19 protein-coding genes are annotated in these 25169 nt (G+C 53.0%); 6 read left to right on the forward strand and 13 right to left on the reverse strand.

What is annotated here, in order from left to right; all coding sequences use genetic code 11:
* Positions 1–57 precede the first annotated feature (57 nt).
* A complete protein-coding gene (gene pmbA, locus A0G03_RS05455) occupies positions 58–1398 on the reverse strand; it encodes a metalloprotease PmbA (RefSeq protein ID WP_048258354.1) in 1341 nt (446 codons plus the stop codon).
* Between the two features lie 366 nt (positions 1399–1764).
* Here pmbA and yjgA point away from each other — a divergent pair, with 366 nt between their 5' ends.
* Positions 1765–2316, forward strand: a complete 552-nt coding sequence (yjgA, locus tag A0G03_RS05460) for a ribosome biogenesis factor YjgA (protein WP_048258353.1) — start codon at positions 1765–1767, stop codon at positions 2314–2316.
* A gap of 94 nt (positions 2317–2410) precedes the next feature.
* On the opposite strand, the gene A0G03_RS05465 is transcribed toward yjgA, so the two are convergent.
* The 4 genes from A0G03_RS05465 to aaeX form a co-directional block, all read right to left on the reverse strand.
* Positions 2411–3865, reverse strand: a complete 1455-nt coding sequence (locus A0G03_RS05465) for an NAD-dependent succinate-semialdehyde dehydrogenase (RefSeq protein ID WP_048258352.1) — start codon at positions 3863–3865, stop codon at positions 2411–2413.
* A gap of 140 nt (positions 3866–4005) precedes the next feature.
* Positions 4006–5967, reverse strand: a complete 1962-nt coding sequence (gene aaeB, locus A0G03_RS05470) for a p-hydroxybenzoic acid efflux pump subunit AaeB (RefSeq protein ID WP_397242020.1) — start codon at positions 5965–5967, stop codon at positions 4006–4008.
* Between the two features lie 38 nt (positions 5968–6005).
* A complete protein-coding gene (aaeA, locus tag A0G03_RS05475) occupies positions 6006–6971 on the reverse strand; it encodes a p-hydroxybenzoic acid efflux pump subunit AaeA (RefSeq protein WP_048258351.1) in 966 nt (321 codons plus the stop codon).
* A 7-nt stretch (positions 6972–6978) separates the two neighbouring features.
* Positions 6979–7182, reverse strand: coding sequence for a p-hydroxybenzoic acid efflux pump operon protein AaeX (aaeX, locus tag A0G03_RS05480; protein ID WP_005975424.1), 204 nt, complete (start codon positions 7180–7182; stop codon positions 6979–6981).
* A gap of 359 nt (positions 7183–7541) precedes the next feature.
* On the opposite strand from aaeX, the gene aaeR reads away from it, so the two are divergent.
* Together aaeR and A0G03_RS05495 are read left to right on the forward strand one after the other, a co-directional pair.
* Positions 7542–8477 carry an HTH-type transcriptional activator AaeR gene (aaeR, locus tag A0G03_RS05485; protein ID WP_048258350.1) on the forward strand — a complete coding sequence of 312 codons (936 nt, stop codon included), beginning with the start codon at positions 7542–7544 and terminating at the stop codon, positions 8475–8477.
* Between the two features lie 456 nt (positions 8478–8933).
* The gene (locus A0G03_RS05495) at positions 8934–9527 is read left to right on the forward strand and encodes a hypothetical protein (protein WP_048258349.1); all 594 of its coding nucleotides are present in this window, start codon (positions 8934–8936) and stop codon (positions 9525–9527) included.
* Positions 9528–9615: 88 nt separating this feature from the next.
* Here A0G03_RS05495 and tldD read toward each other — a convergent pair whose 3' ends face one another.
* From tldD to csrD, 8 genes are all read right to left on the reverse strand, one after another.
* Positions 9616–11061 (reverse strand): metalloprotease TldD, encoded by a 1446-nt coding sequence (gene tldD / locus A0G03_RS05500; RefSeq protein ID WP_048258348.1) that lies wholly within the window; start codon positions 11059–11061, stop codon positions 9616–9618.
* Between the two features lie 56 nt (positions 11062–11117).
* Complete coding sequence (yhdP, locus tag A0G03_RS05505) at positions 11118–14966, reverse strand: AsmA2 domain-containing protein YhdP (RefSeq protein WP_048258347.1); 3849 nt, start codon at positions 14964–14966, stop codon at positions 11118–11120.
* A gap of 41 nt (positions 14967–15007) precedes the next feature.
* A complete protein-coding gene (gene rng, locus A0G03_RS05510; RefSeq protein WP_048258346.1) occupies positions 15008–16477 on the reverse strand; it encodes a ribonuclease G in 1470 nt (489 codons plus the stop codon).
* Entirely contained in the window at positions 16467–17060 is a 594-nt protein-coding gene (locus A0G03_RS05515) for a Maf family protein (protein WP_048258345.1), read from the reverse strand. The genes rng and A0G03_RS05515 overlap by 11 nt, the downstream gene beginning before the upstream one ends.
* Positions 17061–17068: 8 nt before the next feature.
* Positions 17069–17557: a rod shape-determining protein MreD gene (gene mreD / locus A0G03_RS05520; protein ID WP_011091903.1), complete on the reverse strand. Its 489-nt coding sequence runs from the start codon at positions 17555–17557 to the stop codon at positions 17069–17071.
* Entirely contained in the window at positions 17554–18537 is a 984-nt protein-coding gene (mreC, locus tag A0G03_RS05525) for a rod shape-determining protein MreC (protein ID WP_048258344.1), read from the reverse strand. The genes mreD and mreC overlap by 4 nt, the downstream gene beginning before the upstream one ends.
* Positions 18538–18709: 172 nt before the next feature.
* Positions 18710–19753 (reverse strand): rod shape-determining protein MreB, encoded by a 1044-nt coding sequence (mreB, locus tag A0G03_RS05530; protein ID WP_010300322.1) that lies wholly within the window; start codon positions 19751–19753, stop codon positions 18710–18712.
* A 316-nt stretch (positions 19754–20069) separates the two neighbouring features.
* A complete protein-coding gene (csrD, locus tag A0G03_RS05535; protein WP_048258343.1) occupies positions 20070–22007 on the reverse strand; it encodes an RNase E specificity factor CsrD in 1938 nt (645 codons plus the stop codon).
* Between the two features lie 184 nt (positions 22008–22191).
* Between csrD and acuI the strand changes: the two genes are divergently transcribed.
* The 3 genes from acuI to msrQ all read left to right on the forward strand — a co-directional run bounded on the left by acuI (position 22192) and on the right by msrQ (position 25121).
* The gene (gene acuI, locus A0G03_RS05540) at positions 22192–23169 is read left to right on the forward strand and encodes an acrylyl-CoA reductase (NADPH) (RefSeq protein WP_048258342.1); all 978 of its coding nucleotides are present in this window, start codon (positions 22192–22194) and stop codon (positions 23167–23169) included.
* 314 nt (positions 23170–23483) lie between these two features.
* The gene (gene msrP, locus A0G03_RS05545; RefSeq protein WP_048258341.1) at positions 23484–24485 is read left to right on the forward strand and encodes a protein-methionine-sulfoxide reductase catalytic subunit MsrP; all 1002 of its coding nucleotides are present in this window, start codon (positions 23484–23486) and stop codon (positions 24483–24485) included.
* Positions 24486–24521: 36 nt separating this feature from the next.
* On the forward strand, positions 24522–25121 hold the full coding sequence (gene msrQ, locus A0G03_RS05550; protein ID WP_048258340.1) for a protein-methionine-sulfoxide reductase heme-binding subunit MsrQ: 600 nt from the start codon (positions 24522–24524) through the stop codon (positions 25119–25121).
* Positions 25122–25169: the final 48 nt, after the last annotated feature.

A 25169-nucleotide genomic window follows, 5' to 3' on the forward strand; every position in this document is an offset into this window, starting at 1 on the left:
ATAGAGTAACAGCCGTCGGACACTGCCGACGGCGACGGTTACTCATGCAAGCCAGGTTTATTCCCCTGCGATCTTCATCTCTGGTAGCAACACGGAACCACACTGGATATTGCTTCGGGTTTCGATATCGTTCCCTAGCGTCACAATATTACGCAGCATGTCTTTCAGGTTACCCGCGATCGTAATCTCGCTGACCGGATACTGAATTTCGCCGTTTTCGACCCAGAAACCGGATGCCCCGCGGGAATAATCCCCCGTTACACCGCTCACGCCTTGCCCCATCAGTTCGGTCACCAACAGGCCTTTGCCCATCTGTTTCAACATACCGTTGAAATCCAAACCTTGTCCGGCAATCCGCCAGTTGTGGATACCCCCAGCGTGGCCGGTGCTCTGCATCCCCAGCTTACGTGCGGAGTAGCTCGTCATCAGCCAGGTCTGCAGCACGCCAGCCTTCACAATGTCACGCGCCTGCGTCCGCACACCTTCACTATCGAACGGCGTAGAGGCCAGCCCTTTCAGCAGATGCGGATGTTCTTCAATCGTCAGCCACTCTGGCAGAATCTGTTGACCGAGCTTATCCAGCAGGAAAGTGGATTTACGATAAACGCTGCCGCCGCTGATGGCACCAACCAAATGACCAAACAGACCCGTCGCCACTTCCGCAGAAAACATCACCGGTGCCTGCATGGTTGGCAATTTACGCGGTGACAGGCGGGATAACGTCCGACGCGCGCACTCTTCACCCACCCATTCTGGGCTAAGTAAATCTTCCAGCGCACGACCGACGGTGTAAGCATAATCCCGTTCCATATCGCCATTCACTTCAGCAATCACGCAGCTGGACATGGAATGACGGCTGGAGCAGTAGCTTTTCAGTAGGCCGTGGCTATTGCCGAACACCTTAACGCCATAGTGGCTGTTAAAGCTGCCGCCTTCGGTGTTGGTGATACGCTTGTCAGCCTGTAATGCAGCCTGCTCTGCGCGAGCGGCTAACTCAATGCCACGATCCGCATCAAGCTCAGTCGGATGGAACAGATCCAGATCCGGCGCGTCAAACGCCAGAAGATCGCGATCCGCTGGGCCCGCAAAAGGATCGACAGAGGTATAACGCGCAATATCCAGCGCGGCCTGTACGGTACGTGCTATCGCATCTGGACTGAGATCGGTAGACGATGCGCTGCCTTTACGCTGTTGATGATAAACCGTGATGCCCAAGGCACCATCACTGTTGAATTCAACATTTTCAACGTCACCATAACGGGTACTGACGCTAATGCCCGTCGTTTTTGACACCGCGACTTCTGCCGCATCAGAGCCGGCACGCGCCAGTTCCAACGCCTGAGCAACCGCGAGTTCCAGCGCTTTACGCTGCTCTGCAACCTGAGTAGTTATCGTCATTGTTCTGCCATAATGAGTGGAAGAAAGCTCACCATCATCCCCACTCGAAAAATATGAGTAGAGAGAAATATGCTCTAAATAATTCAAGTTTCAGGAAGGCGGCAAGCGAAGGAATCCCGATGAGCTTACTCAAGTAAGTGATTCGGGTGACTGAACGCAGCCAACGCACATGCAACTTGAAGTATGACGAGCATAAAAAGGTGTAGCATAATGCTTTCTAGTCTAACAGGATCTACGGACAATTTCGCACAAAGCCCAAACCTGTTAGTATCAGCCTCTTTTTTCTGGTGGGCGCGCTGTTCACCATCCCGGAGCCGCTACGCGTTGCGTTAAGCATTGCTCCTGGACACTTTTTAGGAGCCAACCATGAAACAAAAACCCGAAGACTGGCTGAATGACGTCCCGGATAATCAAGAAGACGACGAAGATGATGAAATTATCTGGGTCAGTAAAAGCGAAATAAAGCGTGACGCCGAAGCGCTGAAAGATCTCGGTGCGGAACTGGTTGATCTGGGTAAAAATGCCCTGGAGAAGATCCCGTTGGACGACGATCTGCGTGCGGCAGTGGAACTGGCGCAGAGGATCAAGAAAGAAGGCCGCCGCCGTCAGCTACAGCTGATTGGTAAAATGTTGCGCGCCCGCGATCCAGAACCGATCCAAACCGCGCTGGATAAGCTGAACAACCGTCATAACCAGCAGGTGGCGTTATTCCACAAACTGGAACAGCTGCGCGACCGCCTGATTGCCGAAGGAGACGATGTGGTTCCAGAGATTCTGGCGCTGTATCCACATGCCGACCGTCAGCAGCTGCGTTCTCTGGTGCGCAATGCCCAAAAAGAGAAAGCCGCGAACAAACCGCCGAAAGCCACCCGCCAGATCTTCCAGTATCTGCGTGAGCTAGCTGAAACCACAGATTAACGGCGATAACGGGATGAGGAGTAATCACTCATCCCGTGCTTTACCCGTATCTCATTGCGTTCACGATCAATTCAGATCGCAACATTCATTCAGATCACAGCCCGCCTAGATGCCAGGTTTTCACTTCCAGAAATTCGTCCAGCCCCAGCACAGAGCCTTCACGACCTAATCCCGATTCTTTCACGCCGCCAAAGGGTGCCAGCTCGGTCGAAACAGCACATTCGTTAATGCCAATCATGCCGCTCTCCAGCGCTTCTGCCACACGGAACACACGCTGCAAATTCTGGCTGTAGAAGTAAGCCGCTAGGCCAAATGGCGTATTGTTGGCGCGTTCAATGACCTCTTCTTCCGTTTTGAAACGAAAACATGGAGCGACTGGGCCAAAGGTTTCTTCCTGCGCAAGCAGCATCGCTTCGTTAGCATCAACAATCACTGTCGGTTCAAAAAAGCTGTGGCCCAGCTTGTGTCGTTTACCGCCAACAAGCACCTTTCCGCCTTTTTCCACCGCGTCATTGACGTGTTTTTCCACCTTATCGACGGCGGCATCATCAATCAGTGGACCAAGCTCTACACCGTCATCCATACCGTTTCCGACCTTCAGCTTTTTCACCTCTTCTGCAAGCTGGGAAACAAACGCCTCGTAGACGCCGTCCTGAATATAAAATCGGTTGGCACTGACGCAAACCTGACCCGCATTGCGGAAGCGGTTAGCCATCGCGCCTTTCACAGCGGCCTGAATATCCGCATCATCAAATACGATATAAGGCGCGTTGCCGCCCAGTTCCATCGACACTTTCTTCATGGTGTCGGCCGCGTTGCGCACCAGCGTTTTCCCTACCTCTGTTGAGCCGGTGAAGGAAATTTTGCGCACTTTATCGCTCGCCATGACGGTATCGCTAATCGCCTGCGTATCGCCCGCAACGCCGTTGAGTACGCCATCCGGCACACCCGCCTGCTGTGCCAGCGCCAACAGCGCAAACGCAGACAGCGGCGTGTTGTTCGCGGGTTTGATGACACCGGTACACCCCGCCGCCAGCGCGGGCCCTAACTTACGCGTCAACATCGCCAGCGGGAAATTCCACGGTGTAATCGCCACAACGACACCAACCGGTTCACGCGTGGCATAAATCTTCGAGCCGGGCTTGGCGGGAGGAATAATTTCGCCGTTGACACGTTTTCCCTGCTCGGCAAACCACTGGATGAAATTCGCCGCGTAAACGACTTCTCCCTCGGCTTCCTGCACCGGTTTGCCCTGCTCTGCGGTCATCAACTCTGCCAGATAGCGTTTATTCTCCAGAATCAGCTCATACCAGCGATACAGAATTTCAGAACGTTCCTTCGCGGTTTTACGCTTCCAGGCAGGGAATGCGGCATGAGCAGCGTCAATCGCCGCCTGCGTCTCTTTCTTTCCTGCTTTCGCTACGCTGGCAATAGACTCACCCGTCGCCGGATTCACCACCTCGAAAGTGGTTCCGCCCTGCTGCCATTTCCCCGCAACGAAGTAGCCCGTTTTAAACAGTTCATGATCCTGCAAATGGTGTCCTGACATCGTGTTACCTCCTGAAAATGGTCATATCCCATGACGTTCTGAGGGAAGCTCTGGATAATTCAGTATAGGAGTGATGGGCACGACCTGCGCCACTCTAGGATTAATCGTTAGGTTGGCTGCGCCGTCTCATCCACAGATGATTAGTTGCTCAGCGCATGCTGATAATCACGTAGGATCCCAGTCAATCGACCCACGGGCGCAGTCACGCTCGGCGGAAGCTGCTGTTCTGTCAGCATCTGCTGATAACGCTCAAGCTCATCCAACAGCTGTGTAAAATAGCGGCTGCGCGTAGCATCGCGCCGAGCTGAAATCACCTGCTCTGCCGTCGCACGAATCTGGCGATGAAAGGCAGACAGTGTCGCATTTTGCGGAATATCCAGCGTTCTCAGACGTTGGTGCATGATGATCAGCCACAGTGCGAGGCGATATTTGGCAATATCGTCAGGGAAGCGGCTCAGCAGCAGGAAAAGCTGTTGGTAAAGCGCTGGCAGGTGATTCTCTTTTCGTCGCGCCCTGTTGGTGGTCAACGCCGAAACCGCACCATACACAAAGCGGTTCAATAACGTTCTCCCCGTGTGCGCCTTGGTGTTATCCCGAATCAGCAGGATCACCATCAGCGCCAGAAAACAGCCGATGATCTGGCCGATCGCGCTGTCCAGAAACTGGCTAACGTTGAACGTCATCGGGTTGTCCAGTACCAGAATATTGATCGTACTGGCCAATGCACCCAGCGAACCCAGCCGACGTTTTTGTACTTCAAGCCCGAGAAAGAAAGCCATCACCCCCAGGCTCAGACACAGCAGCAACATACTTTGCTGCGTCGACGGCATGATAAACATGAACATCAGCGCCCCTAGTGGCAGCGCGTAGATCGTCCCAAAAAGAAAATCCTTCGCCATCATCTGTGGATTCGGCAAACGCATGGCAAGCGACGTCACCACCGCAATCATCACCATACACACGCTGCCGGACGTCCAGCCAGTGCTGAGCCAGAACAGGCAACCCAGCGCCGTCGCCACACCGGTGCGTAAGCCGTTGATCATGGCATGATGGGTTTCCGCCGAGGGCGCTTTAATTTCTACATCACTGTTCAACACATCAGCTTCTATCGTGTTGATGCGTCCGTTGGTCTGCACGCCCTTCGCCATCAGCAGATAACGCGTCGCCGCACCAACCCAGTCGATCAGCGTAGGCGGTACGGTACGGCTGTCAGCCGCAATCAGGTGGCGCAATGCTTTCACACGACAATGCACATCACGGAACGACTCAACAGGCTGATCCAACACCAGCTTCAGACTGCTTTTTATAGGGGTCGGTGCATCCTGCAAAATCAGGTAAGTTTCACACGCCTGAGTGATCATCATGAGCGATTGCGTATGCAATGACATTAAGCGGCGATTGCTGTTCTGCCAGCGCGAGGACTCCAGCATCAGGCTGCTGCGCATGCCGCTGAGCGCAGTCGTTTTGCGCACCAGTGCGTGCCATGCCGCATCTATCACTTCTTTCTCCGCCCCGCTCATGCTGAGTTGCAGTAACCGATACTGATCCACCAGCAGTTCACCGATACTGCGGTCAACATCCTGTTTGATCGATCGTGGTGAGAACAGCAAATCTGCCAGAATGGCACAGACGATGCCCAGCACAATCTCGCTACAGCGCTCCACGGCAAACTGCGGCGTCAGCAGCGGCGTTCCCTGCGTCGACACAATAATAATCAGCGCGGTATAGCCCGCCAGCCCAAATATATAGGCGTTTTCAACTTTAACCAGCGAGGAAACCCAGGTGCAGAGGCCAGCCCAAATACAGCACAGCATCAGCATTACCACAGGCGCACGAACAGTAGCGATAATGATAACAAGCGCACCAATACAGCCAATAAACGTCCCGATAATACGTAATATGCCACGATGGCGAATTGCACCGGAAAACGGCTCGCCGCCCGCCGCGAATGCGGGGCCAGCAGCGACAATCGCCGCCGTCAGAACCGACCAGCGCGGCGTTTCCAACTGTAGGTGGAACCCCAGAAACAGGGACAGTACAATCGCAAAGCTCAGTTTGAAAGCAAAGCGAAGGCGAGCAAATTTCGGTGTCGTAAAGAACATAGAGCCTGTCAACGACGAAGTTTTCATCATCGCCTCACTTAGCCAAACTCACGCAGGCGATAAAGCAGGCGGATAAGCGGCGACGGCTTTTTGTCATTGTTGACCTGCTCGCCAGTAACCACCACCGTCGCCGTCGTGCCCGCTGGGTAGAGGTCACCCATTTGCCGATCGAGGCGGATTTTTACCGGTACGCGCTGCGCTAAACGCACCCACTCCAGATTGGAATCTACGTTAGCCAGGCCCTTAGTGTTCGCACTGTTGCTGCTGTTATTTATCCCAGCCGCCACGCTATCAACGGTGCCGTAAAATATCTTTTCGCTACCCAGCGGGGTAATTTCCGCACGATAGCCACGGCGAACGCCTTCAAGCTTGGTCTCTTCCATGTACGCCAGCAGGTAAAACGAATCCTTCTTCACCAGCGCTACCGCTGTATTACCGCGTTCAATGAACTCGCCGCTTTGCACATGCAGGTTGGTGACCCAGCCGTCGGCAGGCGCGCGTACCACGGTGCGATCCAGCTCCAATTTTGCCAGTGACAATACCGCCTGCGCTTTAGCAAGCTGGTGCGTTGCGGTTTCTAGCGCATTGCTGGACTGATCGATATTTTCCTGTGACATCGCACTGACGCCCAGCCGCGCACGACGTCCTGATTCCCGGCGTTTTTCCGTCACCAGCGCCTGATAGTAAGCAACATCGGCTTCCGCCTGTGCCACAGCCTGGTGGTAACGAGGTTGGTCGATGACAAATAACACGTCACCTTTGTTCACCAGTTGATTGTCCGTGACGCGAACGTCAGTCAGCAACCCGCTGACGTCCGGTGCTATCGCCACCACATCCGCCGTGAATTTGGCATCACGCGTCCAGGGCGATTCGGTGTAAAACGCCCAAACACGAAAAATGGCCACAATTGCACACAGCACAATCACCAGCGTGATGACTACACGGCTCAGCTTTTTGATCAGTACGGCCTGCTGCCTAAACAAGGTTAAAAAGAAACTTTTCACAGACGCCTCACAGACCGTAACGGAATAATAAATAGAACAAGCAGCAGAACAGCGCGCTGTTAAACAGCGCCGGATGCCAGACAAAGTCATAGATACCCGTCGGTTGCAGCAGGCGGTTCACGACAAAAAACAGGGTCAGCGACACCAGTAAGACGAAAAATACGGGGGGAAATGACAGCCCGAACAGCACCATAACCGGGAGTGAACTCATCCTCTTTTCCTTTTTCTATTAGGTAGCGGCAGCGAGCAGGTGTGCTACCGGATGGTAAATTATGTCGTGCGATAGCGCAGCGTAGTGCTGACGTTCAACAGCGACAAAAGCGCTTCATCCCGCAGGCTGGCGGCCAACGGATGGGATAGCGGTAAACTGATGAGTAGCGATGTCAGTAGGGACTGACTAACGATGGGAAATCAGCGTATTACTCTCTATTGGGTAAATAATTATAATTATTGGGGAGCCTTGAGCGGACAATGTTCCACTCGGCATCACCGGATAGGCTATATTATGGATGCTTATTATCACCTTATCTACATAGTGTGATCTAAATCACTTTTAAGCCAGAGTGAATAATGGAAAGACTAAAGAGTATGTCAGTGTTTGCCCGCGTGGTGGAATGTGGTTCTTTTACCGCCGCCGCACGCCAGTTGCAAATGAGCGTATCCGCCGTCAGCCAGACCGTCAGCAAGCTTGAAGATGAGCTACAGATTAAGCTGCTGAACCGCAGTACGCGCAGCATTGGTCTGACGGAAGCAGGGAAAATTTACTATCACGGCTGTCGCCGGATGCTGCATGAAGCGCATGAGGTACACGAACAGCTTTATGCCTTCAACAACACGCCGATCGGCACGCTGCGCATTGGTAGCTCGTCCACCATGGCGCAGAATGTGTTGTCCACCATGACGGCTGCGATGCTGAAGGAATATCCCGGTTTGTCCGTCAATCTGGTTACCGGAATTCCGGCTCCCGACCTGATCGCCGACGGGCTGGATATCGTTATCCGCGTCGGCGCACTACAGGATTCGAGCCTGTTCTCGAAACGCTTAGGCTCAATGCCGATGGTGATCTGTGCCGCAAAAAGCTATCTGGCGCAGCACGGCACGCCGGATAAGCCAGCAGATATGGTGAACTTTTCCTGGCTGGAATACAGCGTGCGTCCCGACAGCGAATTTGAGCTGATCGCACCGGAAGGCATCTCGACCCGCGTCACACCACAAGGGCGCTTTGTCACTAACGACCCACAAACGCTGGTACGCTGGCTCAAGGCCGGAGCAGGTATCGCGTACGTTCCGCTTATGTGGATCGTGGAGGAAATCAATCGCGGCGAAATCGAGATTCTGTTCAATCGCTATCACTCCGATCCGCGCCCGGTCTACGCGCTCTACACCCGCAAAGACAACCTGCCGCTGAAAGTCCAAGTCTGCATTAATTATCTGACGGAATACTTCAAAGACGTCGCCCTGACCTATCAAGGCTATCGGCAGGATCATGGCGAGGAAAAAAAGTAGGTTTTGCAAAGAGAAAATGCGAAGCGTTTTCCTCTTTCATATAAAACGCATCCCCATCCCGGCATCCGTGCGTTATACCTCTTTCTTCGTTCAGGAAAGTAAAATCACATGGATAACGTACGAATAAATTCGTACAGTACGAGTGAGAGGATGGGGTTCAAGAATGCAAAAAAGCAGCTTATCGTCTGTCTGCAGTCAGGTAATGTGCTGCATGAAGCCAGAGGGAATATCAGCACGAAGAATTTTCTGGCAATCGGACAAATACCAATAACATAACTAATTGATATTATTTATAAATAAACAGGGACATCCTACTCTTCTTCACCCCATCATTTTGCAGCACATGTTGATGTTCATATCATCCGTTGCCGCTATCGGGGGGTACCGTGGTATATCAAGTGGTACTTTACCGAGCCGGATTGTGTCTTTATTAGCGTCCACCATTGAGGCGATGACATGAAAATTTTCAAAGTCGGCGATACACAGGGAGCGCTCTGTAATACCTGCCAGTCATATGAAACAGCGACGTTTCAACTTAAAGACGTCCCATTCAGTGATAACCGTGGCGTGGTGAGACAGGTTCTGGTTGGCGTTTGCGATCGCTGCGGGAATGTTGCCATAATCCCCCATCAGTCCACCCCCATGATTAAGAAAGCACTAGATGTGCAGCGTAAAGCGCTGGAAAGTAGAGTCCCCGCGCACATGATAGACATCCTAAATATGGCAAGCTGCGAATTAGGTGGGGAACCCGATTTTATTCCCACTCTGATGAAATACTATCTTCACACTCTGGCGGCTGACCACACAGCGGCAAAAGATATCCCGCGTTTTCTACAAAGTGAGTTGGCAAAAGGAAAATCCGAGAAGCGCCTTTCTCTTAAAGGCAGACATGTTGCAACAGACATTGACGTACTAAAAACCACGACAAACATCTCCAGTACAACAGACCTATTAAAAGGTATTGTTCTCAAAATTAAGGAAGATGTTTTGGTACAGCGGGATGAAATACACATCAAGCAGCTCAAATCGATTATTGCTGCCGTATCCTGATTTTTTGCTCCGTTACATAACGCCCTCTGGAAAAAAACCGCGCTGATAAAAGCGCGGTTTCAAAGGGGATTCAGAACATCATAACGAATTACGCGGTGCCGCCGACAGTTAAGCTTTCCAGCTTCAGCGTAGGCTGACCAACGCCGACTGGCAGGCTTTGCCCTTCTTTGCCGCACACGCCAACGCCTTTATCCAACGCCAGATCGTTGCCGACCATAGAGATCTGCTGCATCGCTTCAATGCCGGATCCAATCAGCGTCGCGCCCTTGACTGGCGTGGTGATACGCCCTTTTTCGATCAGGTACGCTTCGGATGTCGAGAAGACGAATTTGCCAGAGGTGATATCAACCTGACCGCCACCAAAGTTTGGCGCATACAGGCCGTATTCAACGCTCGAGATAATCTCTTCCGGCGTGGATTTTCCAGCCAGCATATAGGTGTTCGTCATACGCGGCATCGGCAGATGCGCATAAGATTCGCGACGACCATTGCCCGTTGGCGCAACGCCCATCAGACGAGCATTCAGCTTGTCCTGCATGTAGCCTTTCAGAATACCGTTTTCGATCAGGACATTGTATTGCCCCGGAACGCCCTCATCATCCATCGAGATAGAGCCACGACGTCCACTCAACGTGCCATCGTCCACCACCGTACACAGCTCTGACGCAACGAGTTTGCCCATCTGTCCGCTGAATACTGACGTACCGCGACGGTTAAAATCACCTTCCAGCCCATGACCGACCGCTTCATGCAGCAACACGCCCGGCCAGCCTGCGCCCAGTACCACAGGCATAGGCCCTGCCGGAGCAGCCACAGCAGACAGATTAACCAGCGCCATACGCACCGCTTCTTTCGCCCAGGCGTCAACGCGAGGTTCGCCGTCCGTCACTTCCCAGAAATACTCATAGCCGCCACGCGTGCCGCCGCCGCCGCTACCGCGCTCACGTTTACCTTCCGCTTCGACCAGCACGCTGACCGACAGACGAACCAACGGGCGCACATCCGCCGCCAGCGTACCGTCCGTCGCAGCCACCAACACCAGTTCATACACACCGGTCAGGCTGGCAGAGACTTCCTGCACCCGCGTATCCGCAGCACGTGCAACCGTATCCGCACGTTGCAACAGAGCAATCTTATCTTCACGCGTCAGGCTATCCAGCGGATTCAACGATGGATAGAGCGCACGATGCGACACTGCACCCAGCGTGCGCGCCGTACCAGTGCCTTGTTCCCGCACAATACTGCGTGCTGCCTGCGCGCTCTGATGCAATGCATTCAGCGTGATCTGATCGGCATACGCAAACCCGGTTTTTTCACCGTCAATCGCACGGATACCCACGCCCTGATCGATGTTATAGGAACCGTCTTTGATGATGCGATCTTCCAGCACCCAGGACTCATGGTAGCTGGATTGGAAATACAGGTCGGCATAATCCAGTCGACGTTCATTAAGTGACCCCAGCACAGCGGCGAGATCGTCAAGATTCAATTTGTTAGCGGTGAGTAACTGCTCACTGACAAACGAAAGGCTCATAGTTTTTCACTCTTTATCAGATAATCGGCTGAGTACGCTGCGCTGCCCTAACGGCATTATTCGCCTTTCTTCTTGTTCGGCTCACGCAGCACTTCCTGAATCTTTGGCTGATCGAGGCTACCGGAAATCTGGTAGCGAATCAGCGAAATCTTGTTCCATAGCGGTGCCAGTACTTTACTGGCAGCAAATACTGCGGCCCCCACAACCGGATTGACGGCAAATGCAGTCGCCACGCCCACCGTCGCAGAAATTTCCGGGGCGATAACCGCTTCCATATTGACCTGTCGCTTAGCGAGGTCGAGATCGCCTTTCATCGCGATGTCTGCCTCCAACCCGTCGATCAGCATATCATCAGTATGCAGCACGCCGTCTTTAATCCATGCGGTGCTGCTAATCGAGTCGAAGTAGAACCCACGGCCAAACGTATCACTAAAATCGAACCGCAGCTTACGCATCAGCGCATCGAAGCTCAATAAACGCAGCAATTGACCCGCTTGACCGGCACCGACTTCAGCAATTTCACCTTTACCAATGCGCGTGTGCAATATTCCACTCAGGCTGGCAATATCCGGCGCCCAAGGCGTCCCGCGCCAATACAGATCGTAATCTACATCGAAAGAACCTGCCTTCAACGGCGAATCGACGCCAAACCAGTTAGCGTTCTGCTCCAGACTGTCCCCCGTCAGACGGCCTTTTAGCGCAGTCCGCACGCCTTCTGCGTTTTCTTGCCAAGAACCATTTACCGTCAGACGAGCCTTACCTGTATCAATGATACCGTCCGTCAGCGTTAATTTTTCCTTTTCTGGCAGCATCGTTCCCTGAATACGTCCCATATTCTGCCCGACAATCCAGCACTGACGGCAGTTAACCGCCAGCGACGGCCAGTCCTCAAAGCTGATACTCGGGTCGTTCAGAGGCGATTTTTTCTCCGCCAGCGCCACCGGGTTGGTCGCTTCGTTACCTTTCCACTGAGGATTGTAGTAGAGATAATTGATGTCGCTGCGCCACATGCCGCGATTGGGTATCTCAACCTTTCCGTCAATTTCACGTCCTTTCGCCTGCACTTCACTGCCGCTAAGCGTATTTTTTCGCGTAATTTCCAGATCGTGCCACTGTTGCCCTAACAATTGCAGCTCAGGCGTTCGCAGCGTCACCGCCTCAGGGAAACGCAGAGAGCTACGCACTTTTTTCCCTCCTGCCGACGCATTCCCTTCCGCCATAGTAGAGGTACGCAGCGATGGCAGAAGCCCCAGCCAGCTTTCTGCATCCAGCGGTGGGAGATCGAGCACCAAAGCGGAGTCTTCTGGTAATGCTGGTGCCGTTGTTGCCGCATTCTGCCAACTTGCCCGCGCCAGCGTCACGGTGTCGCCTTTCAGCAGCCATTGGCTATTGAAACGGTTATCTTTGCCCACTCGCCCCTGCATAGTAAAACCATTCAGGTCACCGCTGGCTTTGACTTCTAGCGGCAAGTTCTCACCAGCAGGCTTATTCAGCGGGTTAGGTAAGTGACTACTTACTTTATTTAAATCAGCTTGTACATCAACATCGTAGGTTGTTTTACCCGAGTGTGGCAGGTTGACAGCAACCGTACTTTTCCAGTTCGCCGCGCCGGACAGCGCTTTGCTTGCCGATGCCGGTAAACCTGGCAATAGCGCTGGCTGCCAGTCGCCCTGCAAGCCCACATTCACCAAAAAAGCTTTAGCCTGCTCTTCCGTCGTGAAATTGACCGCCATCGGCTGATTCAGCCAATTCGCCTGTAGCGTTTCACTACGTAAATTGCCGTTTTCATAACGGAACTTACCCGTGAGATTCTTAATCGTGGTATCCAGCGGTTTTATATACAAACTGTTATTATTCAGCGCAATATCGCCACTGGCACGGACATCATCACCGACAAGCGGAATATCCAAATGCAGCGTGCCTTTCACCGGCCCACCAATTTTCAGCTCATCCAGCGCGGTACCCAGCGAGGATTTCAGCGGCGTCTGATGAAAATAGTTGCCTACTTCAGGCCCAGGACCATCCAGTTCGCCATCAATAAGCAGCATCTCTTTTTCATAATCAGGAATGACCGCGCTAATATTTTTGCCTTCCACCTTACCTAGCCAGATTTGCGGCGCAAGCATCCACAGACCGTTATTAGCGAAATCCAGATTGATATCCAGCGGCGTTAGCGCAGGCCAGCCCGGCTGGAACTCAAAGGTGGCATCCTTAACCGGCACCCAGACTTCAAACTGACCTTCATTATGGGTAAACGGGAAATGCTGCGGATTACCGGCAAAGATCAGTGTCGCATTATCGACGCGGCCGCCTTTCAGCGCACCGCTCAGGTAATCCACCAGCTCAGTGCCCATAAACAGTTCGGGATAATAGCGCCAGGCATCTGCCGCATCGGTCAGCCGGATTCCCGCCAGAATATCCAGTTTCGGTTCCTGCTTAGCGGGCTGTTCGTAACGGAAATCACCGTTAGCCCACAGTGATTTCGCCTGTACGTCCAGCCCATGGCTCCAGAGCGATAGGCCTTGCGCGTCATTACGCCAGTCTATCGTGCCGCTGGCCTGCTTGATTTCCAGCGGCGCGCGGAACATATCCACATAGGGTAACGTGCTCTGCTTTAACGCTACGCTGACCTGACCACGCTCAACGCTGCCGCGGGCAGAACCGGAGAAGTGATCGACGCCCGGCAGCAATTTCCACTGCTTCCAGCTCACATCCTGCCAGTTGGCGTGAAAGCGGCTTCTTTCTGGCTGTTGCAGAGGGATATCGACGGCAACGGAATTCAATGTGCCCGTCGGTTGCAGCTCATCCCAGCGCGCTTTCAAGGCTGGCGTCGTGCCGGACAGCAGTGGAAGCAGCGTGTTTACCCGCTCCAGCGCCAAATTACTGGCTCGAATACGTAGCTCTTCCTGCCGATCGGGCCCCAGCATGTGTTCATTTTTTGGCAACCACAGGGCAGAGAGCCTGCCTTTCGGCCAAGCGACACCATCCGTTGCCAGATTCAACGTGGGAACATCCACCTGCCAGCCATTTTCCTGACGGCTGACATGTAGCGTCATGTCATCCACATTCAGACGATGCGCGTCACTTCCCTCACCCCAGTTTGCCGTCCCCTGATTAAGGCGTACATCACCACTGTGGATGCCACCATCACGGACGTTGAGCCACGCCGCCAGACTAAAATCTGCGCTTTCTAGCCCCGTGTTGTTTTTCATCCAGCGGCTGAGCCACGGCTTCATATCGATATTGTCAGCTTGCAGGTAGAACGTACCGTTGCCAAGTAGGCCCTGCTCATCGCGCAGATCCATGCGCATCTGCACCACACCGTGCTGGCCGTTAAAACTCGACAGGCTGATCAAACCTTCTGCGCGGTGACGTTTGTCGGAGTTCAACCAGGTCAGTTGAGGAATACTCAGCTCCGCTCGGGAACCGGAAGGGGTAAGAAAGGTAATCTGGCTATCACGCAGGTCAAAGTGGTCAAACTGGCGCAGGAAAAGATCGCTGACCTTTCCTGACTCCATCAGTTTGTTATCCTGCTGCTGCCCATTAAGTTGGCTATTAAGATCGAGCTTTAACTGATGAAACGTGAGATCGCGGAACTGCCAGCGCCCATGCAACAGCGACTGCCACACATCCAGCGCCAGCGTAATGCGATCAACCTGCCAGTCCGATTCCGGCAGCGATGTGCGAAATTTTTCAATTTCCAGCGTGGGGCCAAAGGACTCCCATCGCCCCGTCATTGAGCCGATTTCTAACGGAACGCCAGCAGCAGACTGCGCCCAGGCCACCAGCTGTGGCCGGAAATGATCGAGCTGTGGCAGCACCAGTCTTAAGCCGCTGACCAACAGCGCAACCATCACGACAAGAGTGGCACCCGTGATGACTAATATTCCGGGCAGTCGCCTCACTAATTTCTCCTTCTTTCGTCGCCGACGACGAGCGCACGAATTTACATCATTACGACGTCAAACTGCTCCTGGCTATACAGGGGTTCGATTTGTACTTTGACCTGCTTGCCGACGAAAATTTCAACCTCAGCTAACGCGTGCGATTCTTCACTTCTCAGTGCTTCCCCGACAGCCGGTGAGGCATAAACAAGGAAACGGTCGGTGTCATAAGCGTGGTGGACGCGCACGATTTCACGCATGATTTCATAACAGACGCTTTCTACCGTCTTCACGGTGCCACGACCATGACACGTCGGGCATTCATGACACAACACGTGTTCAATACTCTCACGCGTGCGTTTGCGCGTCATCTCTACTAATCCTAGTTGAGAGAAGCCGTTAATACTGGTTTTGACCCGATCTTTACTCAGCGCCTGCTCCAGTGAATGCAGCACCCGCCGACGGTGATCTTCGTTATTCATATCAATGAAATCGATAATGATGATGCCGCCGAGGTTACGCAGGCGCAGCTGTCGTGCAATAGCCTGTGTCGCTTCGGTATTGGTATTGAAAATGGTTTCATCCAGATTGCGGTGGCCGACGAACGCCCCCGTATTGATATCGACAGTCGTCATGGCTTCAGTCTGATCGATGATCAAATAGCCACCGGACTTCAACTCAACCTTTCTGTCCAGTGAACGCTGGATCTCATTTTCCACATCAAACAGGTCAAAAATCGGCTGCTTACCCGCATAGTGTTCGAGTTTGCGCGTCATCTCTGGGATATATTCGGAGGTAAACTCCAGCAGCGCTTCATACGTCAGTCGGGAGTCAATCCGAATACGATCCAGCGCAGCGCCTGCAAAATCACGCAAAATTCGCTGTGCGAGCGCCACTTCACCGTAGAGCTTACATTTGCTCTGGTTACGCTTTTTGCGCTCCATCACCTTGCCCCACAGGCGCTTCAGGAACGCCGCATCCTGCGAGAGTTCTTCTTCACCGATCCCTTCCGCTGCGGTACGAATAATGAAACCACCGTCATCATCGCAATAGTCGGCGACCGTTTTCTTTAAGCGATCGCGTTCCGCTTCACTCTCAATGCGCTGTGATACACCAACGTGCGATGCACCGGGCATGAACACCAGATAGCGCGACGGTAGCGTGATGTCGGTAGTCAGACGCGCACCTTTAGTTCCCAGCGGATCTTTGACCACCTGAACCATAAGGTCCTGTCCCTGACGCACCAGCTCGGCGATATCACGGACGTGAAAATTCTTTTGTTCGTCACCGGCAACGCATTCGGTGTGCGGCATAATATCGGACGCATGTAGGAACGCGGCTTTATCCAGACCGATATCCACAAACGCCGCCTGCATGCCCGGCAGGACGCGGCTCACGCGGCCTTTATAAATGTTGCCGACAATACCGCGTTTCGCATCACGCTCAATATGAATCTCTTGCAGAATACCGCCGTCGATATAGGCAACGCGCGTTTCTGACGGTGTAACGTTTACCAGTAACTCAGCAGTCATGTTTTCCTCTTGCGCTCCGCAATGCAGCAAAATTACTGAATAGCTCATGGGTTTCTACCAGCGGCAGCCCAACGACCGCGTAATAGCTCCCGTTAAGCAACCGGACAAAGCATCCACCTTTGCCCTGAATACCATAAGCCCCGGCTTTATCCATCGGCTCACCGCTAGCGATATACCGTTCGATGTCCTGCTGCGAGAGCGGACGAAAGACGACATCGGTTATCACCAGACAGCTCAAGATATCGTCTTTATCTGCCAGCGCGACGGCAGTCATCACCTGATGTTGTTTTCCAGACAGCTGACTCAGCATCTCTGCCGCATGAGTTTCGTCCTGCGGTTTTTCCAATACCTGACCGTTCAGCACCACGATGGTATCCGCACCCAGAACGGGTAAATCGGACGGTGCAGCCGCGACACCTGCGCTCGCTTTTTCATGCGCCAGACGCCGGACGTAAATCTCCGCTGCTTCCCCTGGTAAACATTGTTCTTCCACCGCGACATTCAGCACAGAAAAAGGAATGTCGAGCTGCGTGAGCAGTTCGCGACGACGGGGAGAAGCGGAGGCCAGATAAAGCTGGGTCATGAATCACCTTATTGCACAGTAAACTGACGACGAATTTTACGCATCAGCAGGAACAGCCACGGCCAGAGTACGCCATCAACAACACTATTCCAGAATGTTTCCGGCCGGAAAGAGACATTAATAACTAAAAATTCTGCCCAGAACACCGTGAGATCCATCAGCAGCGACAGTAGCATGACGATTAATGCCTGCTGCCATAGCGCCATATTTCGGAACAGCTGGAATTTAAAGGCGACCAGATAAGCAACAATGCTAAGTGCCAGCGCCCGTACTCCCAGTGTAGACCCAAGAATCAGGTCCATAATCAGGCCCAACACAAATCCGGTGCCGACATTCACGCGATGTGGCAAAGCCATCACCCAGTAAATCAGAAACAGTGTCAGCCAGGAGGGGCGAAACATGTAGATTTCATCCGGCCACGGCATAATCTGCAAGACCATCGCGATCAGAAAAGAAAGCCAGATAATCCAGTTGCCATGCCTGCGATAACGGTTCATTGGCGGCCTCTCTGCGGCTCAGCGACGGGCGCGGCGGCATCAGGTGGAAGCGGCGGCCCCATTTCGTCAGGCGATGGTAAAACCTGCGGCATCATCTGCATCAGACGCTCATTAGCAACCCGGTGCACTTCCGCTGGCGGCAGCGACGTAGTGGAGTTGTTTTCCACGCCCCACAGTAATAACAGGTAGCGTAAGCGTTGTAGCCCCGCCGTCGGACGCGCTTGAATAATCGTATAGGCCCGCTGCGTATCCTCTTTAACCGATGATACGACTGCGACCGGATACCCTTCGGGGAAACGTCCACCCAGACCCGATGTGACCAGCACGTCACCCACTCGGATGTCGGTATTATTAGGAAGGTGCTCTAGTTGCAGATCGTCAGTGCAGCCATTACCGGCGGCAATCACGCGAATATCATTGCGTAGCACCTGAATCGGCAACGCGTGGGAAACATCACAAATCAACAAAACTCGGCTGGTAAACTGACCAACCGCCACAACCTGACCGACCACGCCTTTATCGCTGATGACCGGCTGCCCTTCATACACGCCGTTCGCCTGACCTTTATCAATCACAACCTGATCGCTATAAGGGTCAGTTCCGGCGGACATCACCTGTGTCACCATCTTCTGCTCATCCTGACGCAGCGGCGAGCCCAGTAGTTCACGTAACCGCGCATTTTCCTGCTTAAGCTGGCCCAGCAGCAAAAGGTCACTGTTTTTCATCAACAGTTCCTGGCGCAGTGCGGTGTTTTCAAGACCTAATTGCTCACGGGTTGCCAGTGATGCAGACATATTGTCCAGAGCCTGACGGGGCCCATTCGCCAGAAAATAGAATGGGCTGACAGTGGTGTCCATGTACGTTCTGATTTTGACGAACGAACCGAGCCGACTGTCCGCAACGATCACGACAATCGCGGTAACGACAGCAAGAAAAAGTCGTAATTGCAGGGAAGGCCCCCTGCTAAAAAGCGGCTTCATAGAATTTGCGTATTCCTCGACAGCAACCTCAAATCGCCTTTGGCGATTTTTAACGTCACAAAGCAGCACCCTGTAGGGTGAGTTTCATTGAGCAGGCAAATAAAAAAGGGGTAACCACGAGAGATGAAAAACGCAGGCGTTCATCCATCCGGTCCCCCTTTTCCAGACAGGATTACTCCTCGCTGAACAAATCGCCACCGTGCATGTCGATCATTTCCAGCGCCTTGCCACCACCACGGGCAACACAGGTCAGCGGATCTTCAGCCACCACAACCGGAATACCGGTTTCTTCCATCAGCAAGCGATCCAGGTTACGCAGCAGCGCACCGCCGCCCGTTAACACCATACCGCGCTCGGAAATATCGGAGGCCAGTTCCGGTGGGCACTGTTCCAACGCTGCCATCACCGCGCTGACGATACCCGTCAACGGCTCTTGCAGCGCTTCCAGAATTTCGTTGGAGTTCAGTGTGAACCCACGCGGTACACCTTCAGCAAGGTTACGGCCGCGCACTTCAATCTCAAGCACTTCGTCGCCCGGATAAGCAGAACCGATTTCATGCTTGATACGCTCTGCCGTCGCTTCACCGATCAGTGAACCATAGTTACGACGAACGTAGTTGATGATCGCTTCGTCGAAGCGGTCACCGCCAATACGCACAGAAGAGGAGTACACCACGCCGTTCAGCGAGATCACCGCAACTTCCGTGGTACCACCACCGATATCCACAACCATAGAACCGGTCGCTTCGGATACGGGCATGCCAGCACCGATCGCTGCCGCCATTGGCTCTTCGATCAGGAACACTTCACGGGCACCTGCACCTAGCGCAGATTCGCGAATGGCACGACGCTCAACCTGCGTGGCTCCTACAGGAACACACACCAGCACGCGCGGGCTAGGACGCATAAAGCTGTCGCTATGCACTTGCTTGATGAAGTGCTGCAGCATTTTTTCCGTCACCTGGAAATCTGCAATCACACCATCTTTCATCGGGCGAATCGCCACAATATTCCCAGGCGTTCTGCCCAGCATTTGCTTAGCGTCATGACCTACCGCCGCAACGCTTTTTTGGGAACCGGCACGATCCTGACGGATCGCAACCACAGAGGGTTCATTCAGTATGATGCCCTGCCCTTTAACATAAATCAGGGTATTGGCGGTACCCAGGTCGATGGACAAGTCGTTGGAAAACATGCCACGAAATTTCTTAAACATAACTAAAGGATAATCCTGCAAGCTGGGGGCGAAAAATAAATCCGCCTACTTTACCAACCACACGAAGCAGCGACAAGGCACGAAAAGGCTCTGCTTCGGTGAAAAATAAGTCTGTGTTGCGCACGTCGGCGTCAGGGAGAAGGCACAGAATGCCTTCTCCTCAGGCGGCAAGGCATCTTACCACTGTCCACCCGACAGAATTGCGCTAACACAGGACATAAAATCTAACATTTAATCGGATTGGCGCTAACGTAAGCACACACTAACCGATTTAACAACCGCCTCATTCTACGTCAATTTGAACAGGACGTTTATACTAAACACGATGCTGCGGTGAATATTTTTTCAGCTCATCTGTTACAAGGACTGATGTGGCAAAAAAATCGCCTTGCCCACCATAAACTCCCTTGCCCAACAGCATCCGCCACTCCTCTTTGGTACGCACACCCGCGGCAAACACCCGCGTTTGCGTTCCTTTACACGCCTCGGTCAGGCTTTGTACAAAAAGCTGATTTTCTGGACGACGTTCAAGGCTGCGCACCAAACCGGGATGAAGCTTGATGATCTCCACGGGAAGTGACTTGATATACGTCGTGCTGACCAGCGTCAAACCCGCCTGCGTAACTGCCAGACGACAGCCTAATCCCAGGATCAAATTGAGAACCGGACGCAGACGGCCGATATATTGACAAACATCTGCCTCTGCAAGTTCAAATAAAATGCACTGCCGCTGCGTTTTAGGACATTGCAGCAATATTTCTTTCAGCCAACGCAAAAAAGGTTTTTGCAAAAGTGAGTCCACACTTACCGGTAGAGCCAGTGTTTCTCCGGGCCAGTTCGCTGACAAATCAACAATTCGTGCAACTAGCTGCCGATCATAACTGGTCGCTAGTCCCAGTTGTTGCACCAGAGGCATATACTCGGCTGCGAGCAGTTCCTGTTCTCCGTCATAAATCCGGCTCATCATTTCACGATGATGTACAACACCCTCTTTTGTGACCGCAGGCTTTTGATACAGTCGCGGGCCGCCGCGCGCCAACGTCTGTTCCAACAAAGTTCGCCATTTTACGCTGCCGCGACTCTTGTCTGGCACTTGCCTGTCAAACACGCACCAGCTGTTACCGCCCTGCAATACCGCATTGCGCGTTGCATCTTCCACACTTTCCATCACCTGCTCGGCGCTTTGCCCACCACGGTAGGCACAGATACCAATGTGGAGAACCTCCTCCCGATCGATCAACGGGCAGGCAGGAAGAATATCGATGGCTTTCACCAGTTGCGTGGCAATTGCATTGGCTTCTTTTAGCGTACGGTGGGGGAGTAATACAGTGAAATCGCTGCTGAAATAACGCGCCAGCAGCGCAGAGGGATAACGCATGACAAATGTCGACAGCAGGTTTACCAGCGTAAAACGATACTCCTGAAGCACATTGCTATAGCCGTGCGTTTCCTGCAACGTTTCAAAATCTGGCACACGGATCATCATGACAATGCCGTGCGTCCCCACCCCTTCGCCATCTTCCAACTGGGTGGTCAGCTGATTATCAAAAAACAGACGATTGCTCAGCCCAGTTTCGGCATCCTGCGCGGCGAAAGCACGGATTAAGGTATCAACCCGCCCACGCTCCTCCCGCGCTTCCACTAAATCTGACAACAGCTGATCGAGTGCTCCGCTGGTATTAACCGGCCATTCACGTACCGATCCCTGCATAACCGATTCACGCTCGCCTTTGAGAATACGCTGTGCGCGCTTTTCCAACTCTTCCTGTCCGGCTGCCTGATGGCGTAACCAGCGGATGGAGAAGTACAGCATCAGGAGCATCAGTCCCGCCGCCAGCAACACCGACAGCGTCGACACCACGAAGCGCGGTAAACCAATCAGCGGATCGACATATTTTAAGGCGATCTCCATATTCATATGGTGCATCAGTGGGAATTCGACCTCATGGTAGAGGTGCGTGCGTTCCCAGCTGGCCTCGGGCAGTTGTATTGAGTAGAGCGGCGAATCGTTATCCTGAATCTCCAGCGCGACAATGCCTGCCGTTTTCATCATTCCCGGCAGCCAATATTGGATGTTTTCGGGCGATTGCACTAATAATGCCTGATCGATACTGGCCGTGACCTCACGCAACTGTTGCTCGGTCCGCAACTGGCTATAATAACAGAGGCTAAATATGCTACTGAAAAGCATAAGAAAAATGGCGAGAACCGTCAGCAATACTATGAGTATCGAGAATCTGGTCGTAAATCCCATCCCTGCGTCCTATTCCAAATAATTGTCATTTCTGCGAGTTTGTTGTTTTTTATCAGTTCGCATAAATCAGCTACAACGCATAGTACCAGTACTAGCGAAGGTAACTGTATTAACAAATAGTATCTGTAATAACTATAGTCGTTAATGACCGCCTAATCTTTAATCCTGCTACAGGAGATAGCCCATGCAGGCTTTAGTTCTTGAACAGTCAGACGGACTGACCCACGCTCAGATTCGCGAGATTGACGCGGAGCAGCTTCCCGCCGGGGATGTGACTGTTGATATCAGTTGGTCCAGTATTAATTATAAAGATGCGCTTGCCATTACAGGCAAAGGCAAAATTATTCGTAACTTTCCAATGGTTCCAGGGATCGATTTTGTCGGGACTGTGCACCACAGTGACAGCGATCGGTTTGCCGTCGGTCAGCCCGTCATCCTCACCGGTTGGGGCGTAGGCGAAAACCATTGGGGTGGACTGGCACAACAGGCACGCGTGAAGAGCAATTGGCTGGTACCGCTACCAACGTCGCTGGATGCACGTAACGCCATGATTCTTGGCACCGCAGGCTTTACCGCGATGTTGTGTGTGATGGCGCTGGAAGACGGTGGTATCACTCCGGAAAGCGGCGACATTATTGTGACAGGGGCCAGCGGTGGCGTCGGTAGCACGGCTGTCGCCCTGCTTGCAGAGCTAGGCTATCAGGTTACCGCCGTCAGCGGTCGTGCTGACAACACCGATTATCTGAAAAAGCTGGGTGCCAAACAGGTGCTGGATCGCAGCGAATTCAGCGCAAGCCCTCGTCCGTTAGAAAAACAACGTTGGGCTGGCGCGGTTGATACCGTCGGCGACAACGTGCTGGCAACGCTGCTGGCACAGATGGACTACAACGCCACGGTTGCTGCGTGCGGTCTGGCGGGCGGTATCGCGCTACCAACTACCGTGATGCCATTTATTTTACGTAATGTTCGCCTGCAAGGCGTAGATTCCGTCATGGCACCGTTGGCTCGTCGTCAGCAAGCGTGGGATCGTCTGGCTGCCATCCTGCCTGAATCGTTCTACCAGCAGGTGACACAGGAAATCGGGTTGGAAGACGTACCCGCCGTCGCCGCTGCACTGCTGGACAACAAAGTCACCGGCCGCACGCTGGTGAAAATCAGCTAACGTATTTCGTTGATGCACCAATTTACGGAACGAAAACGATGATAATGGAATAGAAGAGTAAAGCGTCCGCGACAGGGATGTCGCGGCTCGAGCGTACAAGGATGTATTCACAGCGTCTTTACGATCTATCCATTATCATCGCTCGGCGCACTATCAGTAACATAGGGTACCTGCGGGTGGCTGTTACACCCTGCAAAAAAGTATTTCATCTCTCCTATCGCGGTTTTTACCGCAACTCATCTATAACTAAGTGAACGGTAACCATTAAAAACGCCACCTTGCGTCAACAATAATAATGACTGGCGGGAGTTCACATGCACAAACATCGCAAGCTCACAGAAGCCGACGTTACCCCGGAATCCCTCTTCTATCAGCGTCGGCGCGTATTAAAAGCGTTGGGTATTTCTGTAGCGGCACTCTCATTGCCGCTTTCCGCACAGGCCGACCTGCTTGCCTGGTTTAAAGGCAGCGATAAACCTAAAGCCCCACCGAGTAAACCACTCACGTTTAGCCAACCCGCTGACTGGAAGCTCGATCTGCCACTCACGCCGGAAGATAAGGTCACGGGCTATAACAACTTCTATGAATTCGGCTTGGACAAAGCCGATCCGGCGGCCAATGCAGGCGGGTTAAAAACCGACGGCTGGATTATCAAGATAGACGGTGATGTCGCCAAACCTCTCACGCTGGATATCGACGATTTGCTAAAACGCTTTCCGCTGGAAGAGCGGATCTACCGTTTTCGCTGCGTCGAGGCGTGGTCGATGGTGATTCCGTGGGTCGGGTTTGAATTAGCCAAGCTGATTAAATTCGCCGAACCCACCAGCAACGCGCGCTACGTGGCATTTCAGACACTTAACGATCCAGAGCAAATGCCGGGGCAAAAAGATCGCTTTATGGGCGGCGGGTTGGAGTACCCCTATGTAGAAGGACTACGGATGGATGAAGCCATGAACCCCTTGGCACTGCTGGCTGTCGGTGTTTATGGCAAAACACTGCCGCCGCAGAACGGTGCGCCCATCCGGTTAGTTACACCGTGGAAATACGGCTTCAAAAACATTAAATCCATCGTACATATCCGGATCACCCGTGAACAGCCACCCTGCACGTGGAATCTGGCTGCACCGGATGAGTACGGCTTCTATGCCAACGTTAACCCGCATGTGGATCATCCGCGCTGGTCGCAGGCGACAGAGCGCGTCATCGGATCAGGTGGGCTGCTTAACGTTGAGCGTCAACCTACGCTGCTGTTCAACGGCTATGCAGAACAGGTCGCCTCGCTGTATCGCGGTCTGAACCTGCGCGACAACTTCTAGCGATAGCATCCTGTCAGGATAGGAATCTACATCAGCATGAGACTGACGTTACAACACATTAATCGGCTAAAAGTGCTACTCCATCTGGCTGGTTTTCTGCCGCTGTTGTGGCTGATATTGTCAGTCGACCAAGGGTGGTTCAGCGCTGACCCAGCCAAAGATATCCAGCATTTTACCGGCCGAATGGCGCTGAAATTGCTGTTGGCGACGCTGTTGGTCACGCCACTGGCGCGCTATGGTAAACAACCGCTACTGATTCGCTGCCGACGTCTCCTCGGGCTGTGGTGTTTTTTCTGGGCGACGTTACATCTGGTGAGCTATGCGCTGCTGGAGTTGGGTTTGGATCATCTGGCGCTGCTGGGCAAAGAGCTGATATCCCGGCCGTATTTAACGCTGGGTATCATAAGCTGGCTGATTTTGCTGGCGCTGGCAGTCACTTCGCCACAGATAATGATGCGTAAGTTGGGATCGCAATGGCAAAAACTGCATAATTTCGTCTATTTAGTCGCCATCCTTGCGCCTATCCACTATCTTTGGTCAGTTAAAACGCTGTCCCCGCAGCCTATTTTGTATGCGCTAGCGGCGCTGATATTGCTGCTACTACGTTATAAGAAATTTCGTCAATGGTGGCGCTAAACGCCGCAGTAACACAGGAAAAACCGGTTGTTCGCAGCAGTAAGGCTC

Origin of the sequence: Pectobacterium peruviense (assembly GCF_002847345.1) — a bacterium.
Taxonomy (GTDB): domain Bacteria; phylum Pseudomonadota; class Gammaproteobacteria; order Enterobacterales; family Enterobacteriaceae; genus Pectobacterium; species Pectobacterium peruviense.

Coding starts and splice junctions, on each gene's coding strand:
- pmbA (WP_048258354.1), bottom strand. CDS start 1,398: ATGACGATAACTACTCAGGTTGCAGAGCAGCGTAAAGCGCTGGAACTC.
- yjgA (WP_048258353.1), top strand. CDS start 1,765: ATGAAACAAAAACCCGAAGACTGGCTGAATGACGTCCCGGATAATCAA.
- A0G03_RS05465 (WP_048258352.1), bottom strand. CDS start 3,865: ATGTCAGGACACCATTTGCAGGATCATGAACTGTTTAAAACGGGCTAC.
- aaeB (WP_397242020.1), bottom strand. CDS start 5,967: ATGTTCTTTACGACACCGAAATTTGCTCGCCTTCGCTTTGCTTTCAAA.
- aaeX (WP_005975424.1), bottom strand. CDS start 7,182: ATGAGTTCACTCCCGGTTATGGTGCTGTTCGGGCTGTCATTTCCCCCC.
- aaeR (WP_048258350.1), top strand. CDS start 7,542: ATGGAAAGACTAAAGAGTATGTCAGTGTTTGCCCGCGTGGTGGAATGT.
- A0G03_RS05495 (WP_048258349.1), top strand. CDS start 8,934: ATGAAAATTTTCAAAGTCGGCGATACACAGGGAGCGCTCTGTAATACC.
- tldD (WP_048258348.1), bottom strand. CDS start 11,061: ATGAGCCTTTCGTTTGTCAGTGAGCAGTTACTCACCGCTAACAAATTG.
- rng (WP_048258346.1), bottom strand. CDS start 16,477: ATGACTGCTGAGTTACTGGTAAACGTTACACCGTCAGAAACGCGCGTT.
- A0G03_RS05515 (WP_048258345.1), bottom strand. CDS start 17,060: ATGACCCAGCTTTATCTGGCCTCCGCTTCTCCCCGTCGTCGCGAACTG.
- mreD (WP_011091903.1), bottom strand. CDS start 17,557: ATGAACCGTTATCGCAGGCATGGCAACTGGATTATCTGGCTTTCTTTT.
- mreC (WP_048258344.1), bottom strand. CDS start 18,537: ATGAAGCCGCTTTTTAGCAGGGGGCCTTCCCTGCAATTACGACTTTTT.
- mreB (WP_010300322.1), bottom strand. CDS start 19,753: ATGTTTAAGAAATTTCGTGGCATGTTTTCCAACGACTTGTCCATCGAC.
- csrD (WP_048258343.1), bottom strand. CDS start 22,007: ATGGGATTTACGACCAGATTCTCGATACTCATAGTATTGCTGACGGTT.
- acuI (WP_048258342.1), top strand. CDS start 22,192: ATGCAGGCTTTAGTTCTTGAACAGTCAGACGGACTGACCCACGCTCAG.
- msrP (WP_048258341.1), top strand. CDS start 23,484: ATGCACAAACATCGCAAGCTCACAGAAGCCGACGTTACCCCGGAATCC.
- msrQ (WP_048258340.1), top strand. CDS start 24,522: ATGAGACTGACGTTACAACACATTAATCGGCTAAAAGTGCTACTCCAT.